The 24,877-nt window shown below is 61.0% G+C and carries 24 protein-coding genes and 2 riboswitches; of the genes, 11 read left to right on the top strand and 13 right to left on the bottom strand.

The features are described 5' to 3' along the window. From gcvP to gcvT, 3 genes are all read right to left on the bottom strand, one after another. On the bottom strand, positions 1–2,381 hold a 2,381-nt coding region (gene gcvP / locus AC5E6N_RS11280; RefSeq protein ID WP_491747914.1), incomplete at its 3' end, for an aminomethyl-transferring glycine dehydrogenase. 27 nt (positions 2,382–2,408) lie between these two features. Beyond that, complete coding sequence (gene gcvH, locus AC5E6N_RS11275; protein ID WP_491747913.1) at positions 2,409–2,777, bottom strand: glycine cleavage system protein GcvH; 369 nt, start codon at positions 2,775–2,777, stop codon at positions 2,409–2,411. After that, the gene (gcvT, locus tag AC5E6N_RS11270) at positions 2,777–3,895 is read right to left on the bottom strand and encodes a glycine cleavage system aminomethyltransferase GcvT (RefSeq protein ID WP_491747912.1); all 1,119 of its coding nucleotides are present in this window, start codon (positions 3,893–3,895) and stop codon (positions 2,777–2,779) included. Before gcvT ends, gcvH begins: the two co-directional genes overlap by 1 nt. A 37-nt stretch (positions 3,896–3,932) precedes the next feature. Beyond that, positions 3,933–4,028, bottom strand: a riboswitch (glycine riboswitch). Position 4,029: 1 nt separating this feature from the next. Beyond that, positions 4,030–4,126, bottom strand: a riboswitch (glycine riboswitch). 135 nt (positions 4,127–4,261) lie between these two features. Here gcvT and AC5E6N_RS11265 point away from each other — a divergent pair. Continuing rightward, a complete protein-coding gene (locus tag AC5E6N_RS11265) occupies positions 4,262–5,155 on the top strand; it encodes an alpha/beta hydrolase (RefSeq protein WP_491747911.1) in 894 nt (297 codons plus the stop codon). Positions 5,156–5,231: 76 nt separating this feature from the next. Here AC5E6N_RS11265 and glnA read toward each other — a convergent pair whose 3' ends face one another. Further along, entirely contained in the window at positions 5,232–6,641 is a 1,410-nt protein-coding gene (gene glnA, locus AC5E6N_RS11260) for a type I glutamate--ammonia ligase (RefSeq protein ID WP_491747910.1), read from the bottom strand. 56 nt (positions 6,642–6,697) lie between these two features. Then, complete coding sequence (locus tag AC5E6N_RS11255) at positions 6,698–7,036, bottom strand: P-II family nitrogen regulator (RefSeq protein WP_491747909.1); 339 nt, start codon at positions 7,034–7,036, stop codon at positions 6,698–6,700. A 368-nt stretch (positions 7,037–7,404) separates the two neighbouring features. On the opposite strand from AC5E6N_RS11255, the gene AC5E6N_RS11250 reads away from it, so the two are divergent. Together AC5E6N_RS11250 and AC5E6N_RS11245 are read left to right on the top strand one after the other, a co-directional pair. Next, positions 7,405–8,925 (top strand): NAD(P)H-hydrate dehydratase, encoded by a 1,521-nt coding sequence (locus AC5E6N_RS11250; RefSeq protein ID WP_491747908.1) that lies wholly within the window; start codon positions 7,405–7,407, stop codon positions 8,923–8,925. A 7-nt stretch (positions 8,926–8,932) separates the two neighbouring features. After that, complete coding sequence (locus AC5E6N_RS11245) at positions 8,933–9,289, top strand: cupin domain-containing protein (RefSeq protein WP_491747907.1); 357 nt, start codon at positions 8,933–8,935, stop codon at positions 9,287–9,289. 6 nt (positions 9,290–9,295) lie between these two features. Here the strand turns inward: AC5E6N_RS11245 and AC5E6N_RS11240 are convergent, their stop codons facing one another. The 3 genes from AC5E6N_RS11240 to uvrA are packed head-to-tail and all read right to left on the bottom strand — an operon-like array spanning position 9,296 to position 13,356. Continuing rightward, on the bottom strand, positions 9,296–9,595 hold the full coding sequence (locus AC5E6N_RS11240) for a chorismate mutase (RefSeq protein WP_491747906.1): 300 nt from the start codon (positions 9,593–9,595) through the stop codon (positions 9,296–9,298). Between the two features lie 18 nt (positions 9,596–9,613). After that, the gene (locus AC5E6N_RS11235) at positions 9,614–10,417 is read right to left on the bottom strand and encodes a DUF72 domain-containing protein (protein WP_491747905.1); all 804 of its coding nucleotides are present in this window, start codon (positions 10,415–10,417) and stop codon (positions 9,614–9,616) included. Between the two features lie 20 nt (positions 10,418–10,437). Continuing rightward, entirely contained in the window at positions 10,438–13,356 is a 2,919-nt protein-coding gene (gene uvrA, locus AC5E6N_RS11230; RefSeq protein WP_491747904.1) for an excinuclease ABC subunit UvrA, read from the bottom strand. A 318-nt stretch (positions 13,357–13,674) separates the two neighbouring features. Between uvrA and AC5E6N_RS11225 the strand changes: the two genes are divergently transcribed. The 3 genes from AC5E6N_RS11225 to gyrA all read left to right on the top strand — a co-directional run bounded on the left by AC5E6N_RS11225 (position 13,675) and on the right by gyrA (position 17,676). Beyond that, positions 13,675–14,154 carry a single-stranded DNA-binding protein gene (locus AC5E6N_RS11225; protein WP_491747903.1) on the top strand — a complete coding sequence of 160 codons (480 nt, stop codon included), beginning with the start codon at positions 13,675–13,677 and terminating at the stop codon, positions 14,152–14,154. An 88-nt stretch (positions 14,155–14,242) separates the two neighbouring features. Then, a complete protein-coding gene (locus tag AC5E6N_RS11220; RefSeq protein WP_491747902.1) occupies positions 14,243–14,629 on the top strand; it encodes a hypothetical protein in 387 nt (128 codons plus the stop codon). A 329-nt stretch (positions 14,630–14,958) separates the two neighbouring features. After that, entirely contained in the window at positions 14,959–17,676 is a 2,718-nt protein-coding gene (gyrA, locus tag AC5E6N_RS11215) for a DNA gyrase subunit A (RefSeq protein WP_491747920.1), read from the top strand. 381 nt (positions 17,677–18,057) lie between these two features. On the opposite strand, the gene AC5E6N_RS11210 is transcribed toward gyrA, so the two are convergent. Then, complete coding sequence (locus AC5E6N_RS11210) at positions 18,058–18,192, bottom strand: hypothetical protein (RefSeq protein WP_491690820.1); 135 nt, start codon at positions 18,190–18,192, stop codon at positions 18,058–18,060. 503 nt (positions 18,193–18,695) lie between these two features. On the opposite strand from AC5E6N_RS11210, the gene coaD reads away from it, so the two are divergent. The 5 genes from coaD to tgt all read left to right on the top strand — a co-directional run bounded on the left by coaD (position 18,696) and on the right by tgt (position 22,595). Continuing rightward, on the top strand, positions 18,696–19,187 hold the full coding sequence (coaD, locus tag AC5E6N_RS11205; protein WP_491747901.1) for a pantetheine-phosphate adenylyltransferase: 492 nt from the start codon (positions 18,696–18,698) through the stop codon (positions 19,185–19,187). Between the two features lie 47 nt (positions 19,188–19,234). Beyond that, on the top strand, positions 19,235–19,810 hold the full coding sequence (locus AC5E6N_RS11200; RefSeq protein WP_491747900.1) for a peptidylprolyl isomerase: 576 nt from the start codon (positions 19,235–19,237) through the stop codon (positions 19,808–19,810). A 17-nt stretch (positions 19,811–19,827) separates the two neighbouring features. Beyond that, on the top strand, positions 19,828–20,301 hold the full coding sequence (locus AC5E6N_RS11195; RefSeq protein WP_491747899.1) for a peptidylprolyl isomerase: 474 nt from the start codon (positions 19,828–19,830) through the stop codon (positions 20,299–20,301). 72 nt (positions 20,302–20,373) lie between these two features. After that, entirely contained in the window at positions 20,374–21,465 is a 1,092-nt protein-coding gene (gene queA / locus AC5E6N_RS11190) for a tRNA preQ1(34) S-adenosylmethionine ribosyltransferase-isomerase QueA (protein WP_491747898.1), read from the top strand. After that, positions 21,462–22,595 carry a tRNA guanosine(34) transglycosylase Tgt gene (tgt, locus tag AC5E6N_RS11185; RefSeq protein WP_491747897.1) on the top strand — a complete coding sequence of 378 codons (1,134 nt, stop codon included), beginning with the start codon at positions 21,462–21,464 and terminating at the stop codon, positions 22,593–22,595. Before queA ends, tgt begins: the two co-directional genes overlap by 4 nt. On the opposite strand, the gene fghA is transcribed toward tgt, so the two are convergent. The 4 genes from fghA to AC5E6N_RS11165 all read right to left on the bottom strand — a co-directional run. Then, positions 22,592–23,428: an S-formylglutathione hydrolase gene (gene fghA / locus AC5E6N_RS11180; RefSeq protein WP_491747896.1), complete on the bottom strand. Its 837-nt coding sequence runs from the start codon at positions 23,426–23,428 to the stop codon at positions 22,592–22,594. The genes tgt and fghA overlap by 4 nt on opposite strands. Next, positions 23,344–23,835, bottom strand: coding sequence for a glutathione S-transferase N-terminal domain-containing protein (locus AC5E6N_RS11175; protein WP_491747895.1), 492 nt, complete (start codon positions 23,833–23,835; stop codon positions 23,344–23,346). Before AC5E6N_RS11175 ends, fghA begins: the two co-directional genes overlap by 85 nt. Further along, the gene (locus AC5E6N_RS11170) at positions 23,832–24,299 is read right to left on the bottom strand and encodes a YaiI/YqxD family protein (protein ID WP_491747894.1); all 468 of its coding nucleotides are present in this window, start codon (positions 24,297–24,299) and stop codon (positions 23,832–23,834) included. The genes AC5E6N_RS11175 and AC5E6N_RS11170 overlap by 4 nt, the downstream gene beginning before the upstream one ends. A 7-nt stretch (positions 24,300–24,306) precedes the next feature. Continuing rightward, a partial coding sequence (locus AC5E6N_RS11165) for a zinc-binding dehydrogenase (RefSeq protein ID WP_491747893.1) occupies positions 24,307–24,877 on the bottom strand: 571 nt, incomplete at its 5' end.

The following is a 24,877-nucleotide window of genomic DNA, read 5'->3' as shown; positions in this document are numbered from 1 at the left end:
ACCCGGCCGTTCGTTCCGGTGTAGAGCACCGGGAAATGGTCCCCGAGGCGCGCAGCGATGTAGTTGGCGTTGAGGATCGCCACTGCGGTCGCGCGTTTCAGGCCGGCGGCGCCCATCATGCGGATATACATCCACGAGATCGGCAGGATCGACGCGCTGCCGAACATCGCCGCCGCAACGGCCTGACTGTCCGTTTCAAGCGGGTCTCCGGGAAGGAAGGGCTTGAGGTGCTCGGCGACCCCGATCGGCCCGATGCCCGGCCCGCCGCCGCCATGCGGTATGCAGAACGTCTTGTGCAGGTTCATGTGGCACACATCCGCGCCGATGTCGAACGGCTTTGCCAGGCCGATCATGGCATTCAGGTTCGCGCCGTCAAAATAAACCTGCCCTCCGTGATCATGAACGATCGCGCAGATATCCTTGACCTGTGTCTCGAAGACCCCGTGGGTCGATGGATAGGTGATCATCAGTGCGGCCAAATTCGACGCGTGCTCCTTGGCCTTCGACCGCAGGTCATCGATATCGACATCGCCGGCCTCCGTGCAGGCGACCACAACGATACGCAGACCCGACATCGATGCGCTCGCCGGATTGGTCCCGTGAGCCGATGAAGGGATCAGACAGATATCGCGGTGTTCCTCGCCCCTCGACGCGTGATAGTGGCGGATGGCCGTCAATCCCGCGAACTCGCCCTGACTGCCGGCATTGGGCTGCAGGCTGACGGCGGCAAAACCGGTGATCTCGCACAACCATTGTTCCAGATCGGCGATCATCTGCAGGTAGCCCGCCGTATGCGTGTCGGGAGCAAGCGGATGGATGTTGCCGATCTTGCGCCAGCTCACCGGCATGAGCTCGGCCGCGGCGTTCAGCTTCATGGTGCAGGATCCAAGCGGGATCATGGCCCTGTCGAGCGCCAGGTCCTTATCCGACAGCAGGCGAAGATAGCGCATCATGTCGGTCTCGGACCGAACGGAGTTGAAGATCGGCTGCGTCAAAAACGCGTCCTGGCGTGTTTGCGGCGGCAGGTTCCGATGGTCGCCGTCACCGCTGTCTTCGACGCCAAATATGGAGCAGAGAGCCTGAACGTCCGCCTCGGACGTCGTCTCGTCGAAAGACAGCCCGATGGTCCCGGCATCGATTGCCCGCAGCAGATAGCCCGCTTCCAGCGCCGCATTGTGGATCGCATCGGCCTTGCCGCCGGCGCGCACCGCAAGCGTGTCGAAAAAACTGTCTCCGGCGAGGTCGTAACCGCCGGCGGTCAGGCAGGCGGCAAAACGGCTCGCATGGCCGGCCGTGCGGCTCGCAATGGCCCGCAACCCGTCCGGCCCGTGCCAGATGGCGTAAGCCGCCGACATATTGGCCAGAAGCGCCTGGGCGGTGCAGATGTTGGATGTGGCCTTGTCCCGGCGTATGTGTTGCTCCCGGGTCTGCAGCGCCAGACGGTAGGCGGGATTGCCCCCGGCGTCGACCGATTCTCCCACCAGCCGTCCGGGCATCAGGCGGGTCAGTTTTTCACTGACGCCCATATAGGCGGCATGCGGGCCGCCGAAGCCCATTGGCACGCCGAAACGCTGCGCCGAACCGACGACGATATCCGCACCCCAGTGGCCGGGCGGCTGAAGCAGGGTGAGAGCCAGCGGATCGGTCACGACGACAACCAGGGCACCGGCCTTTTTCGCCGCATCCACGACCTTTGCCGGATCCTCAAGGCGGCCGAGCGTGTCCGGCCAGGAGAAGATCACCGCGGCGGTATCCTCGTCGGGTTCCCCTTCGGAGATCGTAATGCCGAGCGGCGCCATGCGCGTTTCCAGCACCGTCTTCGACTGGGGGTGAAGAGGCGTGGCGATCGTGACCGTATGTCGCTTCATACGGTGATGACGATAGGCGACTCCCGCCGCCTCCGCGACGGCGCTCGCCTCGTCAAGCAGCGAGGCATTGGCCACGGGCAGTCCGGTCAATTCGCTCACCAATGTCTGGAAATTGAACAACATTTCCAGCCGCCCCTGGCTGATTTCCGGCTGATAGGGCGTGTAGGCGGTATACCAGGCCGGGTTTTCAAACATGTTGCGCTGGATCACCGCCGGAACACGGCAGCCGTAATAGCCTTGACCGATGAAGGACCGTGCCTCCACATTCCTGTCGATCACAGATTCGAGCTTCGCGAGGGCATCGTGTTCGTCGGCCGGTGACGGCAGTGAAAGCTCACCGGACATCCGTATTGATTGCGGGACCGTCTGATTGATCAGTGTTTCCACCGAGGGCACGCCAATGGTTGTCAGCATGGCTCTGACGTCCACTGGCGCTGGCCCGTTGTGCCGGGCGGCAAACGGAAGGGCCTGATCCTCAGCCTTCCTGGCGGTCTCATAGCTGTGCGCTGTCATCGATTTCTCCAGCAACTGTTGATCGGGCTATCCGGTTGTGGCCTTGTATGCGGCCTCGTCCATAAGGCCCTCAAGTTCGGCCTCGTTGTCGAGCTTCAGTTTCATCAGCCAGCCCTCGGCCTCCGCCGACCGGTTGATAAGACCGGGCTCCCCCTCAAGCGTGTCATTGATGGCGGTTACTTCTCCAGCAACCGGTGAATAGACGTCGGAAGCCGCCTTGACGGATTCGATAACGATGACCGTCTCTCCCTTGGCGACCTTGCGTCCCGCTTCCGGCAGTTCCACGAAAACGATGTCACCCAGTTGCTCCTGGGCGTAGTCGGTAATGCCGATGACGGCTTCGTCGCCGTCGATACGGATCCACTCATGCTCTTCGGTATAGAAGGTCTTTGCCATTATCGGTCTCCTCGGTAGTAGTTGTGCGCCACGAAGGGCATTTTTTCGACGCTGCAGGCGAGCCGCTTTCCGCGTACTTCGGCGAACAGGCGCCCGCCGGTTTCCCCCCGGTCCGTATTCACCCGCGCGATGGAGACGGGGTATCCGCAGGAAGGCCCGAAGCCCCCGGATGTCACCATGCCGATCTCTTCCGCTTCGGCATCTTCGCCGGCAAAGAGCGGAACTCCGGCGCGAACCGGCGCGCGGCCCTCAGGCCTCAGCCCCGCTCGTTTTTGAGCCGCACCGTTTTCGATCACCCTGTGCAGCGCTTCAGCGCCGACATAGCCGCCGGCGGTCCTCAGCTCCTTCGGGACAGCCCAGATCAGACCCGCTGTCACCGGATCGGTGCCTTCATCCATGTCCTGGCCGTATAGCGGCAGGCCTGCCTCGATCCGAAGACTGTCGCGTGCGCCAAGTCCGACCCACTCGACATCGGGCTCGTCCGCAAGCTTCCTGGCGAATGTCTCGGCTTTTTCCGGGGCCAGCGCGATCTCGAAACCGTCTTCCCCGGTATAGCCGGAGCGCGAAACAAAGGTTCCGTCCCCGCGTTCGAGCACCTGCATGAACACGAGACCCGAGACTTCCGGAAACAGGTCGGCCAGCACTTTGGCTGCCAGCGGACCCTGCAATGCGAGGAAGACGCGCGGCGTGTGGGTGACCCGCGCGTCAAAATCGCTCGATAGCGCCTGAAGATGCGCAAGATCTTTGTCGGCGCAGGCTCCATTCGCAACAACAAGGAATCGCTCCGGTGAAAGCCGGCTTACGATCAGGTCGTCGATCATTCCCGCATCGTCGTTGAGCATGAACGTGTAGCGGCCGGTGCCGGTGTTCTGCGCCCGCGCGTTGTAGGGGCAGGCGCGGGACACAAGATCCGCGGCCTGCGGGCCGCGCACGTCGATATGCGCCATATGCGAAATGTCGAACAGCCCCGCGGCCGCGCGCGTATGAAGATGTTCCTTCATGACCCCGAGCGCGTAGGTGATCGGCATCTCGTATCCGGCGAACGGCCCGAATCGGGCGCCGGCTTCGATGTGGAGATTTTTGAGCGGTAGCTGTTTTGTCATCCTGGTTCCAAACATAGTTGCGCATGCCCGCGCTTCCGCGCGGAGCGGGCGCCCCTCTGTCTGGAGCCTGAGAGACTCGCGCAACCGGAACTCTGTCGGCGACGCTTACACCTTCGGCGCGGGACGGCCGTCCCGACTTTCCAGAGTGCCTATCGTCTACGGTCCTTTTGCCTGAGAGATTATGGGCATTTTCCCCTTCGGCGGCGGCGTCTGAAGTCAGACCCCGCTCTCTCCCGCAGTCGACATTTGGTGTTCACAAACACCAACAGGCAGGCATTACATTAGTGGAATAATACTCAACTGTCATCTATTGTGCGGCTTATTCACCGTTGGTTGATCAAACTGTTGTCAATTCTTCCTGCCCGCGGACGGTAAACTGACATGCGGCCGATCATTTTCCGTACTTTCCTCGCTCTGGTGATGTCGATTGCCGTTTCGGCGACGGCACATAGCGAATCAATTCAATTGCGTCCCTACAAGGACCGCCTGTTCGCCTATCCCCCGGTGCTCGAGCGCCGGCACAACGGCGCCTTTCTCAAGATCGACTATCGCAAGGAACGTGACATCGACAAGCGCGATCAGGTGCCGGAGTTGCGCGTCCGCGGCAATTACGTATCGCTGCGGGCCAAGCGGCAACAGCGTGCGCTGACAATCCGCTCGCCGCAGGCCGCTGTCGAAACCTATGAGGTCGGGGCGGCAAAAAAGGCCAGGTTTGCCGTGATCTTCATCCACGGGCGAGGGGGAGACCGGCGGCTCGGCGTGAAGGACTGGACATTCGGCGGCAACTTCAACCGCCTGAAGAACCTGACCGTAAAGAACGGCGGTGTCTATTACGCGCCGACGATCCCCAGCTTTGACCGGGTCGGCCTGGAGCATCTGAAGACGCTGGTCACCTATATCCGGCGCACGGCCCCGCGCGCTCCGGTGATCCTTGCCTGCGGTTCCATGGGCAGCCTCCTGTGCTGGCAGGGCAGCAACGATCCCGGCATATCATCCCGGCTGTCGGGGATCGTTATCCTCGGCGGAACGGGCGACGAATCCTTTCTGCGCAGCGCCGCCTATCATGCCGGAGTGCCGGTCCTCTTTGCGCATGGAAGCCGCGACGACGTTTATGACTGGCGCACTCAGCATGCGCTTTACGAGCGGGTGCGCCATGCATCGGACCGGGTGTACCCGATCCGCTTCGTGTTGTTTGAAAGCGGCAGCCACGGCACGCCGATCCGCATGGTCGACTGGCGCGAGACACTGAACTGGATGTTCAAGGCAGCGGGATAAAGAAGCCGGGCGCGTGCGCCCGGCTTCGTCATTTCATGGCCTGCTGTTCGTCAGACGGAATAGTACCTGCTGTTCGTCAGACGGAATAGTACATGTCGAACTCGACCGGGTGCGGCGTGTGTTCGAAGCGGATGACTTCTTCCATCTTCAGTTCGACATAGGCATCGAGCTGGTCTTCGGAGAAGACGCCGCCGGCCATCAGGAATTCGCGGTCGGCATCGAGGTTCTCGACAGCTTCGCGCAGCGAGGCGGAAACGGTCGGGATTTCCTTCAATTCCTGCGGCGGCAGGTCGTAAAGGTCCTTGTCCATCGCATCGCCCGGATGCAGCTTGTTCTTGATGCCGTCCATCCCGGCCATCAGCATGGCCGCAAAGGCCAGATACGGGTTGGCCGTCGGATCCGGGAAGCGCACCTCGACGCGCTTCGACTTCGGCGACGAGCCGAACGGAATACGGCAGGACGCCGAGCGGTTACGAGCCGAATAGGCCAGGAGAACCGGTGCCTCGTAACCCGGAACCAGACGCTTGTAAGAGTTGGTGGACGGGTTGGTGAAGGCGTTGAGCGCCTTGGCGTGTTTGATGATGCCGCCGATATAGTAAAGGCAGGTTTCCGACAGGCCGGCATATTCGTCACCGGCGAAGGTGGGCTTGCCGCCCTTCCAGATCGACTGGTGAACGTGCATGCCCGTTCCGTTGTCGCCATAGACCGGCTTCGGCATGAACGTCGCCGTCTTGCCGTAAGCGTGTGCGACCTGGTGAACCACATATTTGTAGATCTGCAGCTTGTCGGCATTGCGCGTCATCGTGTCGAACATGATGCCGAGTTCGTGCTGCGCGGCAGCCACTTCGTGGTGGTGCTTTTCAACGGTCACGCCCATTTCGGCCATGACCGTCAGCATTTCGGAGCGCATGTCCTGGGCGCTGTCGACCGGCGGCACCGGGAAATAGCCGCCCTTCGTGCGCGGACGGTGACCGAGGTTTCCGACCTCGTACTCGGCGTCGGTGTTGGAGGGCAGCTCCGAACTGTCGAGTGCGAAACCCGTATTGTAGGGATCGGTCGAGAACCGGACATCATCGAAGACAAAGAACTCGGCTTCCGGACCGACATAGACGGTATCGCCGACACCGGATGCCTGAAGATAGGCTTCGGCCTTCTTGGCGGTGCCGCGCGGGTCGCGGTTGTACGGCTCGCCCGAGATCGGATCGAGGATGTCGCACATGACGGCCAGCGTCGACTGCGCGAAGAACGGATCGGCATGGACCGATGCGGTGTCGGGCATCAGGACCATGTCGGATTCGTTGATCGCCTTCCAGCCGGCGATCGACGAGCCGTCGAACATGACACCGTCGGCAAACATGTCTTCGTCGACAACGCTGGCATCCATCGTGACGTGCTGCATCTTGCCGCGCGGATCGGTAAAGCGCAGGTCCACGAATTTCACGTCGTTGTCTTTGATCTGCTTGAGGATATCAGAGGCACTGGTCATTTAATCTTCCTAGTCTCCAGAGTGTTTGTGGTCTTGCACCTATGGATCGGTGCGGATCAGACTGCATCGACGCCGGTTTCGCCGGTCCTGATGCGGATAACTTCTTCAACGTTCGAAACAAAGATCTTGCCGTCGCCGATGCGTCCGGTCTGCGCGGCGTTGCGGATCGCTTCGATCGCCGCTTCGACGGTGTCGTCCGCCAGCACGACCTCGACTTTGACCTTCGGCAGGAAGTCGACGACGTATTCCGCGCCGCGATAGAGCTCGGTGTGACCCTTTTGTCTGCCGAACCCCTTTGCCTCGGTAACGGTGATTCCCTGCAGGCCGACCTCTTGCAGGGCTTCCTTCACCTCATCCAACTTGAATGGTTTTATGATTGCTTCGATCTTTTTCATTACAGAACGTCTCGCTGCTAAATCCACGTAAGCGAAAGTAATTCCGGCGCCGCGGAGTTATATCCACCCTCTCACGCAAATGCATGTGCCGTGCCAGTTTGAAAGCCCCGCGGCATTTTTTCCCGCGAGAGTGAACTGTGACGGCATTTTTTCGCGAAGGAGGTTGGTGATCGGGTGGAAATCGGTCCGCGCAAGCACTGTTTTGGCAAAGGCATACGTCATCTGCCTAAAAAACAGACATCCTAATTTGATTAATAAATGTGCAAATGCACAAAATTTAATCACTCCTGATGTCCTTGCACTATTCCCCAATTCGAACCGATTGTTATGGTCTCACCAGCCACGACTCGTGAGGGATACACCTGCCAATGCCGCCTCGACCGGAGATCGCACCACAGCCAATCGTCACGCCGCAGACAATGGGACGCATCGACGCGGCAGCCATCGGATCCGGGATTGACGGCTATCGGCTGATGCTGGCGGCCGGTTCCGCCATGTCCGCATGCGTGCTCGCCCGTTATCCGTCGGCAGCGGGCGCGATCGTGCTCTGCGGACCCGGCAACAATGGAGGCGACGGCTATGTGGCGGCGCGCTGCCTGGCCGAGGCCGGGATGCCGGTGCAGCTTTATTCCAGCGTCGAACCGGATCGGTTGAAGGGCGATGCGGCGCGCGCGCGAGGCGACTGGCAAGGTGCCGTCCATTCGCTGGATACGCTGGATTGCCGCGATGACCATGTCATCATCGACGCCCTGTTCGGTGCAGGCCTTGACCGTCCGGTAGAGGGCCTCATCGCACAGGCCTTATCGCAGGTCGCAAAGTCGGGGCTGCCGGTTGTGGCTGCGGATCTGCCGTCCGGAATCTCGGGCAGAACCGGACAGGTCCAGGGCGTTGCGCCGAACGCCGAACACACGGTCACCTTCGCGGCCTTGAAGCCCGGACACCTGCTTTTGCCGGGCGCCGGTCACTGCGGCGAGATACATCTTGTCGACATAGGAATTCCCCGTCGGGTCGTTGAGGCGCACGCTGAAGCGCTCTGGCGCAACGATCCGGTGATCTGGAGCGCCCAATTGCCGCTTGCGAAGACGTCCGGCCACAAATACACCCGCGGTCATCTGTGCGTGTTCAGCGGTTCGTTCTCCCGCACCGGGGCGGCACGGCTCGCCGCGCAATCGGCGCTGAAATCGGGAGCGGGCCTGGTAACCGTGCTCTCGCCATCGTCGGCGGTTGCGTCCAACGCCGCGCATCTGACCGCGATCATGCTGCGGCGGATGGATGACCTGCCCGATCTGGACGAATTGCTTGCCGACGAACGGATGCGGGGCTTTGTTCTCGGACCTGGCTTCGGAATGGGCGAAAAGGTGAGAGCCTTTGCCCTGCGTATCATCGAGGCCGGCCGGGCCTGCGTTCTGGATGCCGATGGCATTACCGCGTTCAGCGATTTTCAGGACACCCTCTTTTCTGCCTGTCGGGCGAGGCCGACGGCAATGGTGTTGACGCCGCATGAGGGCGAATTTGCCCGGCTTTTCCCTGATATTCATGCGGCTCCGGAGCTTTCCAAGATCGATCGGGCGCGCAGCGCCGCAGAAAGGTCCAACGCCGTTGTGCTCTACAAGGGCGCGGACACGGTGATTGCCGCGCCCGATGGCGGGGCCTTGATCAATGTCAATGCGCCGCCCTGGCTGGCGACCGCGGGCTCGGGCGACTGTCTGGCGGGCATCGTCGGTGCCCTCCTGGTGCAGAAAATGCCGCCGTTCGAAGCCGCGGCTGCCGCTGCCTACCTGCACGCCGAAGCCGGCAGAAGGGCGGGGGAAGGGCTGACCGCTGACGATCTGCCGGACGCCATTCCTCCCTTGACGGATTATCTTCACGACGATGGAGCGGGCGGGTAAAGCTGTGATGAAGAAACCGGACAGGCCCGCGACGGGCAGCCTGATTGCCGAACTCCCCGACGGTGTGCTGGACGAGGAGATTTTCGATGTGCTCCATTCCCGTCCGGATTTTCGCATTGAGCGGATCGTGTCCACGGGGCAGGTGACCGCCGAAAACGACTGGTACGATCAGGATGACGATGAATGGGTGGCCGTCATCGCCGGCGCGGCGGAGCTTCAGATCGAGGGAGAGGCGAGCGAACGGCAGCTTTTCGAGGGAGACTGGATTTTCCTGCCCGCCCATTGCCGCCACCGGGTGACGTGGACCCGGAAGGATCCGCCCACCGTCTGGCTGGCGGTTCACCACCGGCCTGCGGATAGCTGACGCCGCTTACGCCTTGAGTGTCTTGTTCTCACGCGCGATGGACCACGCGATCAGCTGTCGCCACAAATGCTCGGCAAAGTCAGGATCGAGATCGTGATCCTGCGCATTGCGTCGCGCGTTGGCGGCGACCTCCTCGACCCTCCATTCAATCTCGGCCGGCAGGCCGTCGCGCATTTTCACTGCCGCGGCCCGGTCGATATAGCGTGCGCGTTCGGCAAAAAGCGCCATGAGCTCGCGGTCGAGCCTGTCGACCTGCGAGCGGACATCACCCATACCCCCACACTGCTCCGGTGCAAGAACGGTCATTGAAACACCCCGAAATCGTCAGCCGCAGCGCTCCTGCATGGCCATGGCGGCCTGGGGCGCGCGGACCTTGCCCTCGTGAATGAAATATACATAGACGTCGCGCGGCCGCTGCTCAACGGGACGATTTGTATCAGCATAGGGTAGGTCATCCGGCACAAGCCCCGCAGCCCATTTGCCGGCACGTTGGGCCCAAAGATCGAGATCTTCCGGCGCATAGGCCGTGGGAATATCGTCCTGTCCCTTTTGCAGGCGTGCGTAGACGAACGGCGCGGTCACATCCGCTATTTCGGGATATTTGTGATGCTCGGCATAGACGATGGCGACGCCGCGCCGCGCTGCGAGCTCGATGAACTCAGGCGTGCTGAAACTCTCATGGCGCACCTCCAGTGCATGGCGCAGCGCCACCCCGTCCTGCGAAGACGGCAGCATGGCCAGAAAATCGCCAAAATCATCCGGGTCGAATTTCTTGGTCGGCGCGAATTGCCACAGGATCGGTCCGAGATGATCGCCGAGTTCCGCGATGCCCGATCCCAGGAAGTGCTGCATGGAGTCCGCGGCCTCGGCAAGCACACGCCGATTGGTCACAAAACGGTTGCCCTTGACGGAAAAGACAAACCCGTCCGGAACATCTGCCGCCCATTTCGCGAAGGTGGCCGGTTTCTGCGTTCCGTAATAGGTGCCGTTGATCTCGATGGTCGCGAGCTGGCGGCTGGCATAGTTCAGTTCGTCCTTCTGTCGCAGACCGTCCGGATAGAAGGTGCCGCGCCAGGGCGCGAACGTCCATCCGCCGATACCCGCCCTGATGGTGCCGGATTCAGTCATTGCGGTTCTCCAGTGCGATTCTATTCGGCTGCTTCGATAGTCCTGGAAGGGCGTCTTTCCAGCAAATCCTTCAGGAATTGCCCGGTATAGGAGCGCGTTTCATTCACAATGTCTTCCGGCGCGCCGGTGGCAACGATCTCGCCGCCGCCGTCTCCGCCCTCGGGTCCGAGGTCGATAATGTGATCAGCCGTCTTGATGACTTCGAGATTGTGTTCGATCACCACCACGGAATTGCCCTGGTTGACGATTTCATGCAGCACATCGAGCAGCTTGGCGACATCGTGGAAGTGCAGACCGGTTGTCGGCTCGTCGAGAATATAAAGCGTGCGCCCGGTGGAGCGTTTCGACAATTCCTTTGCCAGCTTGACGCGCTGCGCCTCGCCGCCTGAAAGCGTGGTGGCCTGCTGTCCGATCTTGATGTAGCCGAGTCCGACGCGCCTCAGTGTGGTCAGCTTGTCACGCACGGCGGGTACGGCGGAAAAGAACTCACACCCTTCCTCGACGGTCATTTCCAGAACGTCGGCGATGGACTTGCCCTTGAACGTGACCTCGAGCGTTTCGCGATTGTAACGCTTGCCGTGACACACATCGCAGGTGACATAGACATCCGGCAGGAAGTGCATCTCGATCTTGATGACACCGTCGCCCTGACAGGCCTCGCAGCGCCCGCCCTTCACGTTGAAGGAGAAACGCCCGGGCTGATAGCCCCGCGCCTTGGCTTCGGGAAGGCCGGAGAACCAGTCGCGTATCGGCGTGAAGGCGCCGGTATAGGTGGCCGGGTTCGATCGCGGCGTCCTGCCGATCGGCGACTGGTCGATATCGATCACCTTGTCGATATGCTGCAGGCCGTCGATACGCTCATGCGCGGCCGGATTGTCGCGGGCGCCCATCACGCGCCGGGCCGCGGCCTTGTAGAGCGTCTCGATCAGGAAGGTCGATTTTCCGCCGCCGGAGACGCCGGTGACGGCCGTGAACACGCCGAGCGGTATGCTTGCGGTGATGTTCTTCAGATTGTTGGCGCTCGCGCCGACAACGGTGATCTGACGTTTCTTGTCGATCTTGCGGCGTTCGCCTGGAACGGCAACCTCCTGTGCGCCGGAAAGATATTGTCCCGTCAGCGAATTGGCGGATGACATGATCTCCTGGGGTGTGCCCTGGGCCACGATCTCACCGCCATGAATGCCGGCCGCCGGTCCGATGTCGATAACGTGATCGGCCGACAGGATCGCGTCTTCGTCGTGTTCGACGACGATGACCGTGTTGCCGATGTCCCTGAGATGTTTCAGCGTTCCAAGCAGGCGCGCATTGTCGCGCTGGTGCAGGCCGATGGACGGCTCGTCCAGGACATAAAGCACGCCGGTCAGCCCCGATCCGATCTGCGAGGCGAGGCGGATGCGCTGGCTCTCGCCGCCGGACAGCGTGCCCGAATTGCGCGACAGCGTCAGATAATCCAGGCCGACATCGTTGAGGAATTTCAGCCGGTCCCTGATCTCCTTGAAGATGCGGCCGGCGATCTCGTTCTGTTTGTCCGTCAGCCGGGCGGGAAGGTTCTCGAACCAGGCGCCCGCGTCGCGGATGGACATCTCCGTCACCTTTCCGACATGCAGGCCGTCGATCTTGACGGCCATGGCCTCCGGCTTCAGCCGGTAGCCGGCGCAGGTCGGGCAGGGCGCGGCTGCCATATAACGCTCGATCTCCTCGCGCGCCCAGGACGAATCCGTTTCCTTCCAGCGCCGCTCGAGATTGGGAATGATGCCCTCGAAGTTTTTCGAGGTTTTGTAGGAGCGCAACCCGTCATCATAGTGAAAGTCGATCTTGTCCCTCGTGCCGTGCAGGATGGCGTCGCGGGCGGCCTCGGGCAGCTCGTTCCACCGGTCCCCGAGCTTGAAGCCGAAATGACGGCCAAGCGCCTCCAGCGTCTGTCCGTAATAGGGCGAACTGGATTTGGCCCAGGGCGCCACTGCGCCGTCACGCAATGTTCTGCCCGGTTCGGGAATGATGAGGGCCGGATCGATCTTCTGCTGCGTGCCCAGCCCGTCGCAGGTCGGGCAGGCACCGAAAGGATTGTTGAAGGAGAACAGCCTCGGCTCGATCTCGGGAATGGTGAAACCCGAGACGGGACAGGCAAATTTCTCCGAGAAGACCAGCCGCTCGTGGGTCTCGTTCTTGGATTTGTTGGCGCTGCCGCCCGAGGTCGCCTCATCGGGCAGCGGTTTGTCCGCAAGCTCCGCCACGGCAAGGCCATCCGCCAGCGTCAGACAGGTTTCCAGGCTGTCGGCGAGGCGTGTCGCCAGATCCTCGCGCACCACCACCCGATCGACGACCACGTCCATGTCGTGCTTGTATTTCTTGTCGAGCGGCGGGACATCCGCGATCTCGTAATAGACGCCGTCGACCTTGACCCGCTGGAAGCCCTTTTTCATCAACTCCGCGAGTTCCTTGCGGTATTCGCCTTTGCGGCCGCGCACCAGCGGCGCGAGAATATAAAGCCGCGTCCCGTCCTCCAGCGCCATGACCCGGTCAACCATCTGGCTGACCGTCTGGCTTTCGATCGGCAGGCCCGTTTCCGGCGAATAGGGTATGCCGACACGCGCATAGAGCAGGCGCAGATAGTCGTAAATCTCGGTCACCGTGCCGACCGTCGAGCGCGGGTTGCGCGAGGTGGTTTTCTGCTCGATGGATATGGCCGGCGACAGGCCGTCGATCTGATCGACATCCGGCTTCTGCATCATTTCCAGAAACTGGCGCGCATAGGCCGAGAGGCTTTCCACGTAGCGCCGCTGACCCTCCGCATAGATCGTGTCGAACGCCAGTGAGGATTTGCCCGAACCGGAAAGACCCGTCATCACGATCAGCGTGTTGCGCGGCAGATCGAGATCGACGCTCTTCAGATTGTGCTCGCGCGCGCCGCGGATCGAAATGGTCTTAAGTTCGCTCATGGTCTCCGTCCGCAATCAGGCCCGTCTTCCGCGCGCTGCGCGTGATGACACATATCCCGTGGAATGAATGCGGCTGTAAAACCAGGACCGAATTGCCCGAAGTCGAGATGCGCACGCCACATTGCCTCAAGTTCATGACCCAAGCTGAATCATTTGACAAGGCACAATAACGGAACTAGAACATAATGTGAACAAAAAAGCTCCTGTGGATAGTTTTGTGATGGCACCCACGGAGCGTTACGATGGTCTATTGTCGCCGGAAATCGAAGGGCAGGGTTCCGCGGCAGGGGCCTGTTTCCGCACATATGAGGTTTGGACATGGCAGGCAGCGTCAACAAGGTCATTTTGGTGGGCAATCTCGGCGCGGATCCGGAAATTCGCCGGACACAGGACGGACGGCCGATTGCAAACCTCAGGGTCGCGACCTCCGAGAGCTGGCGCGACCGTAATACGGGCGAGCGGCGCGAACGGACCGAATGGCACCGGGTCGTCATCTTCAGTGAGGGCCTTTGCAAGATCGCCGAACAGTATCTGCGCAAAGGCTCCAAAATCTATATCGAAGGCCAGTTGCAGACACGCAAATGGCAGGACCAGAGCGGTCAGGACCGCTATTCCACCGAGGTGGTGCTCCAGGGGTTCAATTCGGCACTGACGATGCTGGACGGGCGCTCCGACGGTCCCGGCGGCGGTGGTGGCGGAGGCGGGGGCTTCGGCGACAACCAACAGGATTACGGCCAGCCGGCACCCGCCCAGGAAGGCGGATTCTCCAGGGACATGGACGACGAAATTCCGTTCTGATCGTCCGGTATCCCTGCATCCTCGCGGGCATGTGATTTCCTCCGCCTCGCTGGTTATGCGATGACGGCGGGACAGGAGGGCTGTATCCATGAGATTTATGCAATTTGATTGCCTGTTGGTTCGCTGTTTCGGTGCTTTTTGTGCCGTGTGTGTCGCCTTGCCTGTCTGGGCCGGCGAAGTCGACGTCGTTGCGGCCGATGCACAGCAGCAGTCCGACGGCAAGTGGCGGTTTTCCGTGACCCTTCTGCATGATGACGAAGGATGGGATCACTACGCCGATCGCTGGGACGTCGTCGGGCCCGACGGCACGGTTTACGGCGAACGCGTCCTTGCCCACCCGCATGAAAACGAGCAGCCATTCACACGTTCGCTTTCCGGGGTTGCGATCCCGGAAGGCGTCACCACCGTGACCATCAGGGGCAATGACAGCGTCCACGGGCCGGGCGGCAAGGAACTCGCGATCGACCTGAAATAGGTCTTTCACGGAGCCGGAAAACCACACGCGCGGGCCGATTTTACCGGTCTTTGGTCGCCGTATTCCTGTTTCGGGAAGCCAATGAAACCCGCCTTGTTTCCATGGCCGAACCGCTTGATCCGCCGCGCTTTGGCGGATTATGGCCGAATCGCGCCGGATTAATATCCGCCGATCAAAAGAAAGCTTACTAAATATCTGAAAATATTGTGAAAATTTGTACCCGTCGAGTGCCTTGCAAGTTGGCTTTTGCGGGGCCGATCGTCTATAACAGGCGCAACTGATTCTGGACTATATGACGGACTTGATTTTTGTCGGAACACGATAACTCCCTGACGCCGCCTTCCGATCCATCAGGCATTGAACCGATCTCCATAATGGAGGAGATGCAGCGCTCCTATCTCGATTATGCGATGAGCGTGATCGTCAGCCGTGCGCTGCCGGATGTGCGTGACGGCCTGAAGCCCGTTCACCGGCGGATTCTCTATGCCATGCATGAGGGCGGTTTCCACTGGAACCGCAAATATGTGAAGTCGTCGCGCATCATCGGTGACGTCATGGGTAAGTACCACCCCCATGGCGACCAGGCGATTTACGACGCCATGGTGCGCATGGCCCAGGAATTTTCGATGCGCGTGCCGCTTATCGACGGGCAGGGCAATTTCGGCTCCGTCGACGGCGATCCGCCCGCCGCGATGCGCTACACGGAATCGCGCCTTGCCAAGGTGGCGCACGAGCTTCTGGAAGACATCGACAAGGACACGGTCGATTTCCAGGAGAACTACGATGCGTCGGCGAAGGAGCCGCGGGTCGTTCCGGCGCGCTTTCCCAATCTGCTCGTCAACGGCGCCGGCGGTATCGCGGTCGGCATGGCCACTAACATTCCGCCTCACAATCTCGGCGAGGTGATCGACGGCTGTTTCGCGTTGATCGACAATCCGGCGATCGAGCTTGCCGAACTGCAGCAGATCATTCCGGGGCCGGATTTCCCGACCGGCGGCCTGATCCTTGGCCGTTCGGGCATCCGCTCCGCCTACGATACCGGCCGCGGCTCCGTCATGATGCGCGGAAGGGTCGATGTCGAACAGATCAGGGGCGACCGCGAGGCGCTGATCGTCACGGAAATCCCCTATCAGGTGAACAAGGCCTCGATGATCGAGAAAATGGCCGAACTGGTGCGCGACAAGCGTATCGAGGGCATTTCCGACATCCGTGACGAGTCCGACCGCGACGGCTATCGCGTCGTCATCGAGCTGAAACGCGACGCGGTTGCCGACGTGGTTCTCAACCAGCTCTACCGCTTTACGCCGCTGCAGACCTCCTTCGGCTGCAACATGGTCGCGCTCAACGGCGGCAAGCCCGAGCAGATGACCCTCATGGACATGCTGAAGGCGTTCGTCACCTTCCGCGAAGAGGTCATCAGCCGGCGCACCAAATTCCTTTTGAACAAGGCGCGCGACCGCGCGCATGTCCTTGTCGGCCTCGCCATCGCGGTCGCCAATATCGACGAGGTCATCAGCCTGATCCGCAATGCGCCGGATCCGGGCACCGCCCGCACGCAACTCATGGAACGCCGCTGGCCGGCAAGGGATGTCGAGCCGCTCATCGTGCTGATCGACGATCCGCGTCACCGCATCAACGATGACGGCACCTACAATCTGTCGGAAGAACAGGCACGCGCCATCCTTGAGTTGAGGCTGGCACGCCTGACCGCGCTCGGCCGTGACGAGATCGCGGACGAACTCAACGGGATCGGCGCGGAAATCAAGGACTATCTCGAAATCCTCGGCTCGCGGGTCCGTATCCTCGAAATCGTCAAGCAGGAACTCAGAGACGTCCGCGACGAGTTCGCGACGCCGCGCCGCACGGAAATCACCGAGGGCGGCGCCGACATGGACGATGAAGACCTCATCGCCCGTGAAGACATGGTGGTGACGGTTTCGCATTCCGGCTACATCAAACGGGTTCCGCTGGCGACATACCGGGCGCAGCGCCGCGGCGGCAAGGGCCGGTCCGGCATGGCGACGCGCGACGAGGATTTCGTCAACCGGCTGTTCGTCGCCAACACCCACACACCCGTATTGTTCTTTTCCTCGCGCGGCATCGTTTACAAGGAGAAGGTCTGGCGGCTTCCCGTCGGCTCCCCGCAGTCCCGCGGCAAGGCGCTGATCAACATGCTGCCATTGCAGCAGGGCGAGCGCATCACGTCGATCATGCCCCTGCCGGAGGATGAGGAGAGCTGGAGCCAGCTCGATGTCATGTTCTCCACGACGCGCGGGACGGTGCGGCGCAACAAGCTCTCCGATTTCGTTCAGGTCAACCGCAACGGCAAGATTGCGATGAAACTCGACGATGAGAAGGATGAGATCCTGAACGTCGAGACCTGCGATGAACACGATGATGTACTGCTGACGACGGCGTTCGGACAGTGCATCCGCTTCCCCGTTACCGATGTGCGGGTCTTTGCCGGGCGCAATTCCGTCGGTGTGCGCGGCATTTCGCTCGCCGACGGCGATCATGTCATCTCCATGGCGATCCTCTCGCATATTGAGGCGACGCCCGCCGAACGTGCCGAATATATCAAGCGCAGCAGGGCGGACGACGTCGAACTCGTTGGCGAGGAGGCCTCTGCCGGCAGCGAGGACGAACTGACGGATGAACGGCTCAAAGTGCTGCAGGAGCATGAGCAGTTCGTGCTGACCGTCAGCGAGAAGGGTTTCGGCAAGCGGTCATCGTCTTACGATTTCCGGATTTCGGGCCGTGGCGGGAAGGGCATCCGGGCCACCGATACCAGCAAGGTCGATGAGATCGGTCTTCTGGTTGCAACATTCCCGGTGGAGAATGATGATCAGATCATGCTCGTTTCCGATGGCGGGCAATTGATCCGTGTGCCCGTCGAGGGCATTCGCATCGCCAGCCGGGCGACCAAGGGCGTGACCATTTTCTCCACGTCCAAGCAGGAAAAAGTGGTTTCAGTCGAGCGCATCAGCGAGCCCGAAGAGGATGAAGAAGACGAGAACGGCGGCGAGGAGCCGGAGGCGAATGAATAAAGAAATCCGGATGGTTGGGGCCATCCGGATCAGTCGGGGACTTGATTGGAGGTCATCGAGAGTCCCTAGAGCGAGTTGTGATCAGATTGAAGCATTTGATGGCGGAAAATCGGTTCACTCGGCAAGGCGCGTCGCGCAGCGCGATGTGGTGCATCGGGCAAGCGGGGCAACACAGCCGATGGGCCGATTTGCCGCCACCCCTGAAAGGACGATCATGTTGAAATTCAGAGATGAATGGGCCAGGCGATTTTGCCCTCTGACCGCGTTGGCTCGCGCTTGTGGTGGGATGACACCACGGCGCGCAACCCGCCTTGTCAGTGACCAAAATCGCCGCGGTCAAATGCGTCAATCTGATCACAACTCGCTCTAGGGTAAAAAAGACTATCCCTTGATGCGGCGACGTGCTTTTTCAGTTGCTTCGACCTGTTCGCGATGCATGGCAAGCATTGCCGCGCCCATGGTCGCAAGGAACATTGAGGCTATAAGGACCGCCAGTACCGTCAGCGCTGTAACCATTGTTGTCTCCTCGGTGTCATTAGCCGAATGACGAAGGGTGTTTTTTTAACGCCCTTGGTGAAGATATGGTGTTCCGTTCTTCAGCATTCAATGCGCGTCAAATGCCTTGTGATCTGCGGGCTCCTGGCGCACACGCCTTCGTGAACGCGCCTCTGACTGTGTTTGCCTCGTTCCGGTCACTTGCGGATGCGGTTCCTGACCGTGTGCCGCTCGTCGAGTTCGGACGCCAGAAGGGCCGCAGCAGCAATGCTGATCGTGACGAACAAAGTAGCGATGAAAGCTAAAATAAGCATTGTGGTTTCCTCTCGAATTGTCCTGATCACGTTAACGAATGTCCGCTGAAGCCTGCCTGAAGCCTCTGTTCAGCCGCCGTTCATCTGCGCAAGCGGCCCCGAAGGCACTGCATAAGGACGCACAAGCCTTCCTTTTGCTTGCGCGGCAGGCCGGGAAATGACAAAAGCAAGCCAATGGCCCCCCGCGGGCCGATCTGATCCGGGTTGCCCATGTCGATCGCGTTTTATCCGGGGTCTTTCGACCCCATCACAAACGGTCATCTGGATGTTTTGATCCAGGCGCTCAATGTCGCCGACACCATCGTTGTCGGAATCGGCATTCAGGCATCCAAGAAGCCGATGTTCAGTTTCGAGGAGCGGGCCGGCCTCATCCGCGCGTCCGTTGCCGACGTAACGCCGGGCGATGAGACGCGCGTAACCGTCGTTTCCTTTGACAGGCTGGCTGTCGATGCCGCACGGGAAGCCGGCGCGAGCCTGCTCATGCGTGGGCTGCGGGACGGATCCGACCTCGACTATGAAATGCAGATGGCCGGCATGAACCGCGAAATGGCGCCGGAAATCCAGACGGTTTTTCTTCCCGCCAGTCCTTTGAACCGGCCCATTACCGCCACATTGGTACGCCAGATCGCAGCCATGGGTGGAGATATCAGCGCGTTTGTCCCGCCATCGGTGCTGACGGCGCTGAAGAACAGACAAAGTTGAACGGCGCGGTCGGCGCCGCCGTCTTAGCGAACCCCACTGGAGTTATCATGAAATTCATCAAACCTCTCGCCATTGCGGCGGTCCTGGCGTTTTGGGCATTGTCCATGGCGCGTGCGGACATGGAGCCGCAGAACAGGATGACCATCACGCTGAAAGACGGCGACGTTGTCATTGAGCTTTTGCCCGATGTCGCGCCGGAACATGTGGCGCGCATTCGTGAACTCGCCAATGCAGGTGAATACGACAATGTTGCCTTCCATCGTGTGATCGAAGGCTTCATGGCACAAACGGGCGACGTCCAGTTCGGCAATATGGAAGACGGCTATAGCCCCCGGCGGGTCGGGACAGGCGGGGCATCCGGCCCGGACCTGCCCGCGGAGTTTTCTTCCATCCCCTATGAGCGGGGCACCGTCGGGATGGCGCGGTCGAGCAAGCCGGACTCCGCCAATTCGCAGTTTTTCATCATGTTCGATCGCAGCCCCAATCTGGATGGCGCCTACACGGTATTCGGCCGCGTGGTTGACGGCATGGAACATGTCGACAATATCAAGCGCGGCAACATGGCAGCCAACGGTGCTGTCGAAGATCCCGACCGCATGATCAAGGTGCGGGTCGGCGAATAACAACACAGGAGAACAAGATGGCCGACTACAAGGATCCGGAAAACACCATCGTGATGGAAACCAGCAAGGGCAAGGTCGTCATCGAACTGCTGCCTGACCTTGCGCCGAACCATGTCAACCGCATCAAGGAACTGACGCGTGAGAACTTTTACGACGGCGTCGTATTCCACCGCGTCATCGATGGCTTTATGGCACAGACCGGCGATCCCACCGGCACCGGCATGGGCGGTTCTGAAAAACCCGATCTGGAGGCCGAGTTCTCCAACACGAACCATGTGCGCGGAACCTGTTCGATGGCGCGTTCGCAGAGCCCGAATTCCGCCAATTCGCAGTTCTTCATCTGTTTCGATGAAGCGCCCTGGCTGAACCGGCAGTACAGTGTCTGGGGCCAGGTGATCGAGGGCATGGATGTGGTCGACCAGATCAAGCGCGGCGAGCCGGTCAACGATCCGGACAGCATCGCCAGTATGCGCGTCGCAGCTGACATCTGACCATATCGGCATTAAAACAAGGCGTCCGCTTCATGTGAAGCGGGCGCTATTTTTTGAGAAACAGCAAATCCCATGCGTGTAGACCTGTTTGATTTTGAGCTTCCTGAGAGCGCCATCGCGTTGCGCCCGGCCGTGCCGCGCGACAGCGCCAGAATGCTGGTGGTCGATCCGCGGTCCGGTCTCGCGGACCGCACGGTTCGTGATCTTGCGGAGTGCCTGCGGCCCGGTGACGCGCTTGTCCTCAACGATACGAGGGTGATCCCGGCGCAGCTTGAAGGACAAAGGCTGCGTCAGACGGCAGATGGCGAGGCGGTCTCCAACATTTCCGCAACGCTGCATATGCGTGTCGCCGTGGATCGCTGGAAGGCATTTGTCAAGCCGGCAAAGAGGGTCGCAGCCGGAGACAGGGTCCGGTTTGGCGCCGGAAACGCGTGCCAGGCAGGGTTCGTCGAGGCAACCGTTGAAAGCAGGGGCGAGTCGGGTGAGGTCGAACTCAGGTTTGATCTGTCGGGCGCCGCATTGGACGAAGCCGTCTATACGGTCGGCCACGTCCCGCTGCCGCCCTACATCGCGTCGAAGCGTCCTGACGACGCGCAGGACCGCGAGGACTATCAGACCGTCTACGCCCGTCAGGACGGCGCCGTCGCCGCACCCACCGCCGGCCTGCACTTCACCGACGAACTTTTTGCCAGACTGGAAAAGGCCGGCATTGAAAAGCACTTTCTGACGCTTCATGTCGGCGCCGGCACGTTTCTGCCCGTCAAGGCCGACGATACGGATGAGCACGTGATGCACGCCGAAATCGGCGAGATTCCGCAGGCCGTGGCCGATGCGCTCAATGCGGTGAAGGCACGGGGGAACCGGATCGTGTCCGTCGGCACGACGTCGATGCGACTGCTTGAAAGCGCCGCGGACGAAGCCGGGCGGCTTCATGCCTGGCGGGGTCCCACCGATATCTTCATCACGCCGGGATACCGTTTCCGCTATGTCGATATGCTGATGACAAATTTTCATTTGCCGCGCTCCACCCTCTTCATGCTGGTGTGCGCCTTTTCCGGATATGACACGATGCGGGACGCCTATCGCCACGCGGTCGAAAGCGGCTATCGTTTCTACTCCTATGGCGATGCCAGCCTGTTGATGAGGGCGGAGCAGGGAACATGACGGAGCCGGCGTTCCGGTTTTCGGTTCTGGCAACCGATGGCGGCGCGCGCCGTGGCTCCATCACCATGCCGCGCGGCGAGATCCGCACGCCCGCCTTCATGCCGGTGGGAACCGGCGGCACGGTCAAAGCCATGTATATGGATCAGGTGCGTGCCCTGGGGGCGGACGTCATCCTGGGCAACACCTACCACCTCATGCTGCGGCCGGGCGCGGAACGGATAGCGCGCCTCGGCGGCCTGCACGATTTTTGCCGCTGGGAACACCCGATCCTGACGGACTCCGGCGGCTTTCAGGTCATGTCGCTTGCGGGCTTGCGCAAGATTACCGAACAGGGTGTCACCTTCCAGTCGCATGTCGACGGCTCGCGCCATGAAATGTCGCCGGAGCGCTCGATCGAGATACAGGGTCTGCTCGGATCCGATATCCAGATGCAGCTTGACGAATGTGTGCGTCTGCCGGCCGATGCCGATGAGATCGAGCGGGCGATGGAAATGTCCCTGCGCTGGGCCGAACGCTGCAAGAAGGCCTTTGGCGATCAGGCGGGCAAGGCGATGTTCGGCATCGTACAGGGTGGAGATATCAGGGCGCTGCGCGAGCGCTCCGCCAGCGCGCTGCACGACATGGATCTCAAAGGATACGCAATCGGCGGCCTTGCCGTCGGTGAGCCGCAGGACGTGATGCTCGAGATGCTCGACGTCACGGCGCCGCTGCTTCCCGAACACAAGCCGCGCTACCTGATGGGCGTCGGCACGCCGGACGATATCCTGAAATCCGTTGCCCGCGGCATCGACATGTTCGACTGCGTGATGCCGACAAGGGCGGGGCGGCACGGTCTTGCCTATACGCGCCGCGGCAAGATCAACCTGCGCAACGCACGCCATGCCGAAGACAATCGGCCGCTGGATGAGCAGTCGGCCTGCCCGGCGGCGCGCGACTATTCCAGGGCCTATCTGCATCATCTGGTCCGCTCCAACGAGGCCCTCGGCGGCATGCTCCTGACCTGGAACAATCTGGCCTACTACCAGCAGCTGATGCAGGACGCCCGGGATGCGATCGACAACGGCCGCTTCGATACATTCATGGCCGAAACGCAGGCGTGCTGGGAAAAGGGCGATCACAACTCGCTCTAGGCCGAGAGCCGCTCGCCATGCCAGCGAAGATGATCGTCCATGAAGGTGGAAATGAAATAGTAGGAGTGATCGTAGCCCTCCTGCAGCCGCAATGTCAGCTTGATGCCGGTATCCTTGCAGGCCGCTTCGAGCAGCCAGGGCCGCAGACCTGTGTCCAGAAAACCGTCCGCGCCGCCCTGATCGACCAGCAATTCGGCAAACGCCGCCCCGTCCTCGATGAGATAACAGGCATCGTGCCCGCGCCAGACGGCCTCGTCATCGCCGAGATAGGCGCGAAAGGCGTTCATCGACCAGTCCGCCGTTGCCGGATGGACGATCGGCGCGAAGGCTGAACAGCTCTTGAAGCGGCCGGGGTTTTTCAGCGCAATCGTCAGCGCGCCGTGGCCGCCCATGGAATGACCGAATATGCCCTGTCTGCCCATATCGACCGGAAACGCCCGCGCAATGATGCCGGGCAGTTCCTCGACGATGTAGGAATACATCTGATAATTCCGCTTCCAGGGTGCCTCGGTGGCATCCACATAGAAGCCCGCGCCCTTGCCGATCTGCCAGTTGTCTTCGACATCCGCAACGGCGTCGCCGCGTGGGCTCGTATCCGGGCACACGATGATCAGCCCCAGTTCCGCGGCAAGACGGCGGTATTCGCCTTTTTCCATCACATTGGCATGGGTGCAGGTCAGGCCCGAGAGATACCACAGGACCGGGCAGGGCCGTTTTGTTGCCTGCGGCGGGACAAACACGGCCAAGGTCATGTCGCAGGCACAACGATCCGACGCGTGCCGGTAGACACCCTGTGTGCCGCCGAAAGATTTGATTTCGCTGACGGTTTCCATAAGACGGCGGCTCCTTGGTTCAAATCATCGATCCAGAACAAGCTGGAAGTTTTCCCGCCTGACGCGGGCTGAAAAGCGCGGTGAACAGAGTTCATCCGCGCCGGTTTCCGACAGAAATTCCATGGCGTTTCGCTGAAAGAAGCGAGCGTACGTTTGGGGGGCGGCGGAGTGGCAGGCGACAGCGGATGATCAGCCTCGTATCCTCGAATGATCTCCGTCGTGTCCTGAAGAAATGTGCCGTCAGGCATTTCGATCACCGGGATCACCAGCCATCCGATATTCGGCAGGATCTTGTGCACATGGATATCGCGGCTTGCCGGAACCTCCTCATATTCCAGCCCCTTCCAATCGAGATAGGAGCGCAATTTGCCGGAGAAATAGGAAACCTCGGCGCCATACATCTTCATGATGTGCCTGCCCCGGTTCCTTGTCTGGCGACGCGGTCGAGAACCTGAAGGAACTGCGACCGGTCGCGCTGCGTGAACGGGGCGTTGCGCCCGTCGATCTCACCGGCCTCCCGCAGATACTGGTTGAGGTTGCGCGCCGCCGTGGCCATGCCGATCGAGCTCGCGTCAAACAGCCGCCCGTTCGGCGCGATCGCAACGCAACCTTTTTCAACACAGCGTCCCGCCAGCACAATATCGGCCGTGATCACAATATCCTTGGCTTCGGCCTGTTCGACGATCCAGTCGTCCGCCGCATCGAATCCGGCGGAGACCACCACGTTTTTGACCATGGGATCGCGCGACGGGCGCAGGCCCCCATTGGCCACGAACGTCACCATCATGCCGTGACGCTCGGCGACCTTGAGGGTCTCCGCCTTGACGGGGCAGGCATCGGCATCGACGAAAATCGTCGCGGTTGCGCTCATTCTCCGGTCAGTAGATCACGACGGAGCGAATGGACTCGCCCGCATGCATGAGATCGAAACCCCTGTTGATCTCGTCGAGACTGAGCGTGTGGGTAATCATCGGATCGATCTCGATCTGTCCCTGCATGTACCAGTCGACGATCTTCGGAACGTCGGTGCGGCCGCGCGCCCCGCCAAAGGCGGTCCCGCGCCAGGAGCGCCCGGTGACAAGCTGGAAGGGCCGTGTCGAGATTTCCTGACCCGCCCCGGCGACGCCGATGATGATCGACTCGCCCCAGCCCTTATGGCAGCATTCAAGCGCATCGCGCATGACTTTGACATTGCCGATGCACTCGAAGGAATAATCGGCGCCACCGCCGGTCAGATCGACAAGATAGGGCACAAGATCGCCCTCAACCTCGCCCGGATTGACGAAATGGGTCATGCCGAATTTCTCGCCCCATTCCTTCTTGTCGTTGTTGAGGTCCACGCCGACGATCATCTCGGCACCGATGAGCCGCAATCCCTGGATGACGTTGAGGCCGATGCCGCCGAGCCCGAAAACGACGGCCCGGCATCCGGGTTCCGCCTTGGCCGTG

It is taken from the genome of Hoeflea sp., from assembly GCF_984452065.1.
Note: the sequence above shows the minus strand (reverse complement) of the source record. Positions and strands in the feature narration are given on the sequence as shown.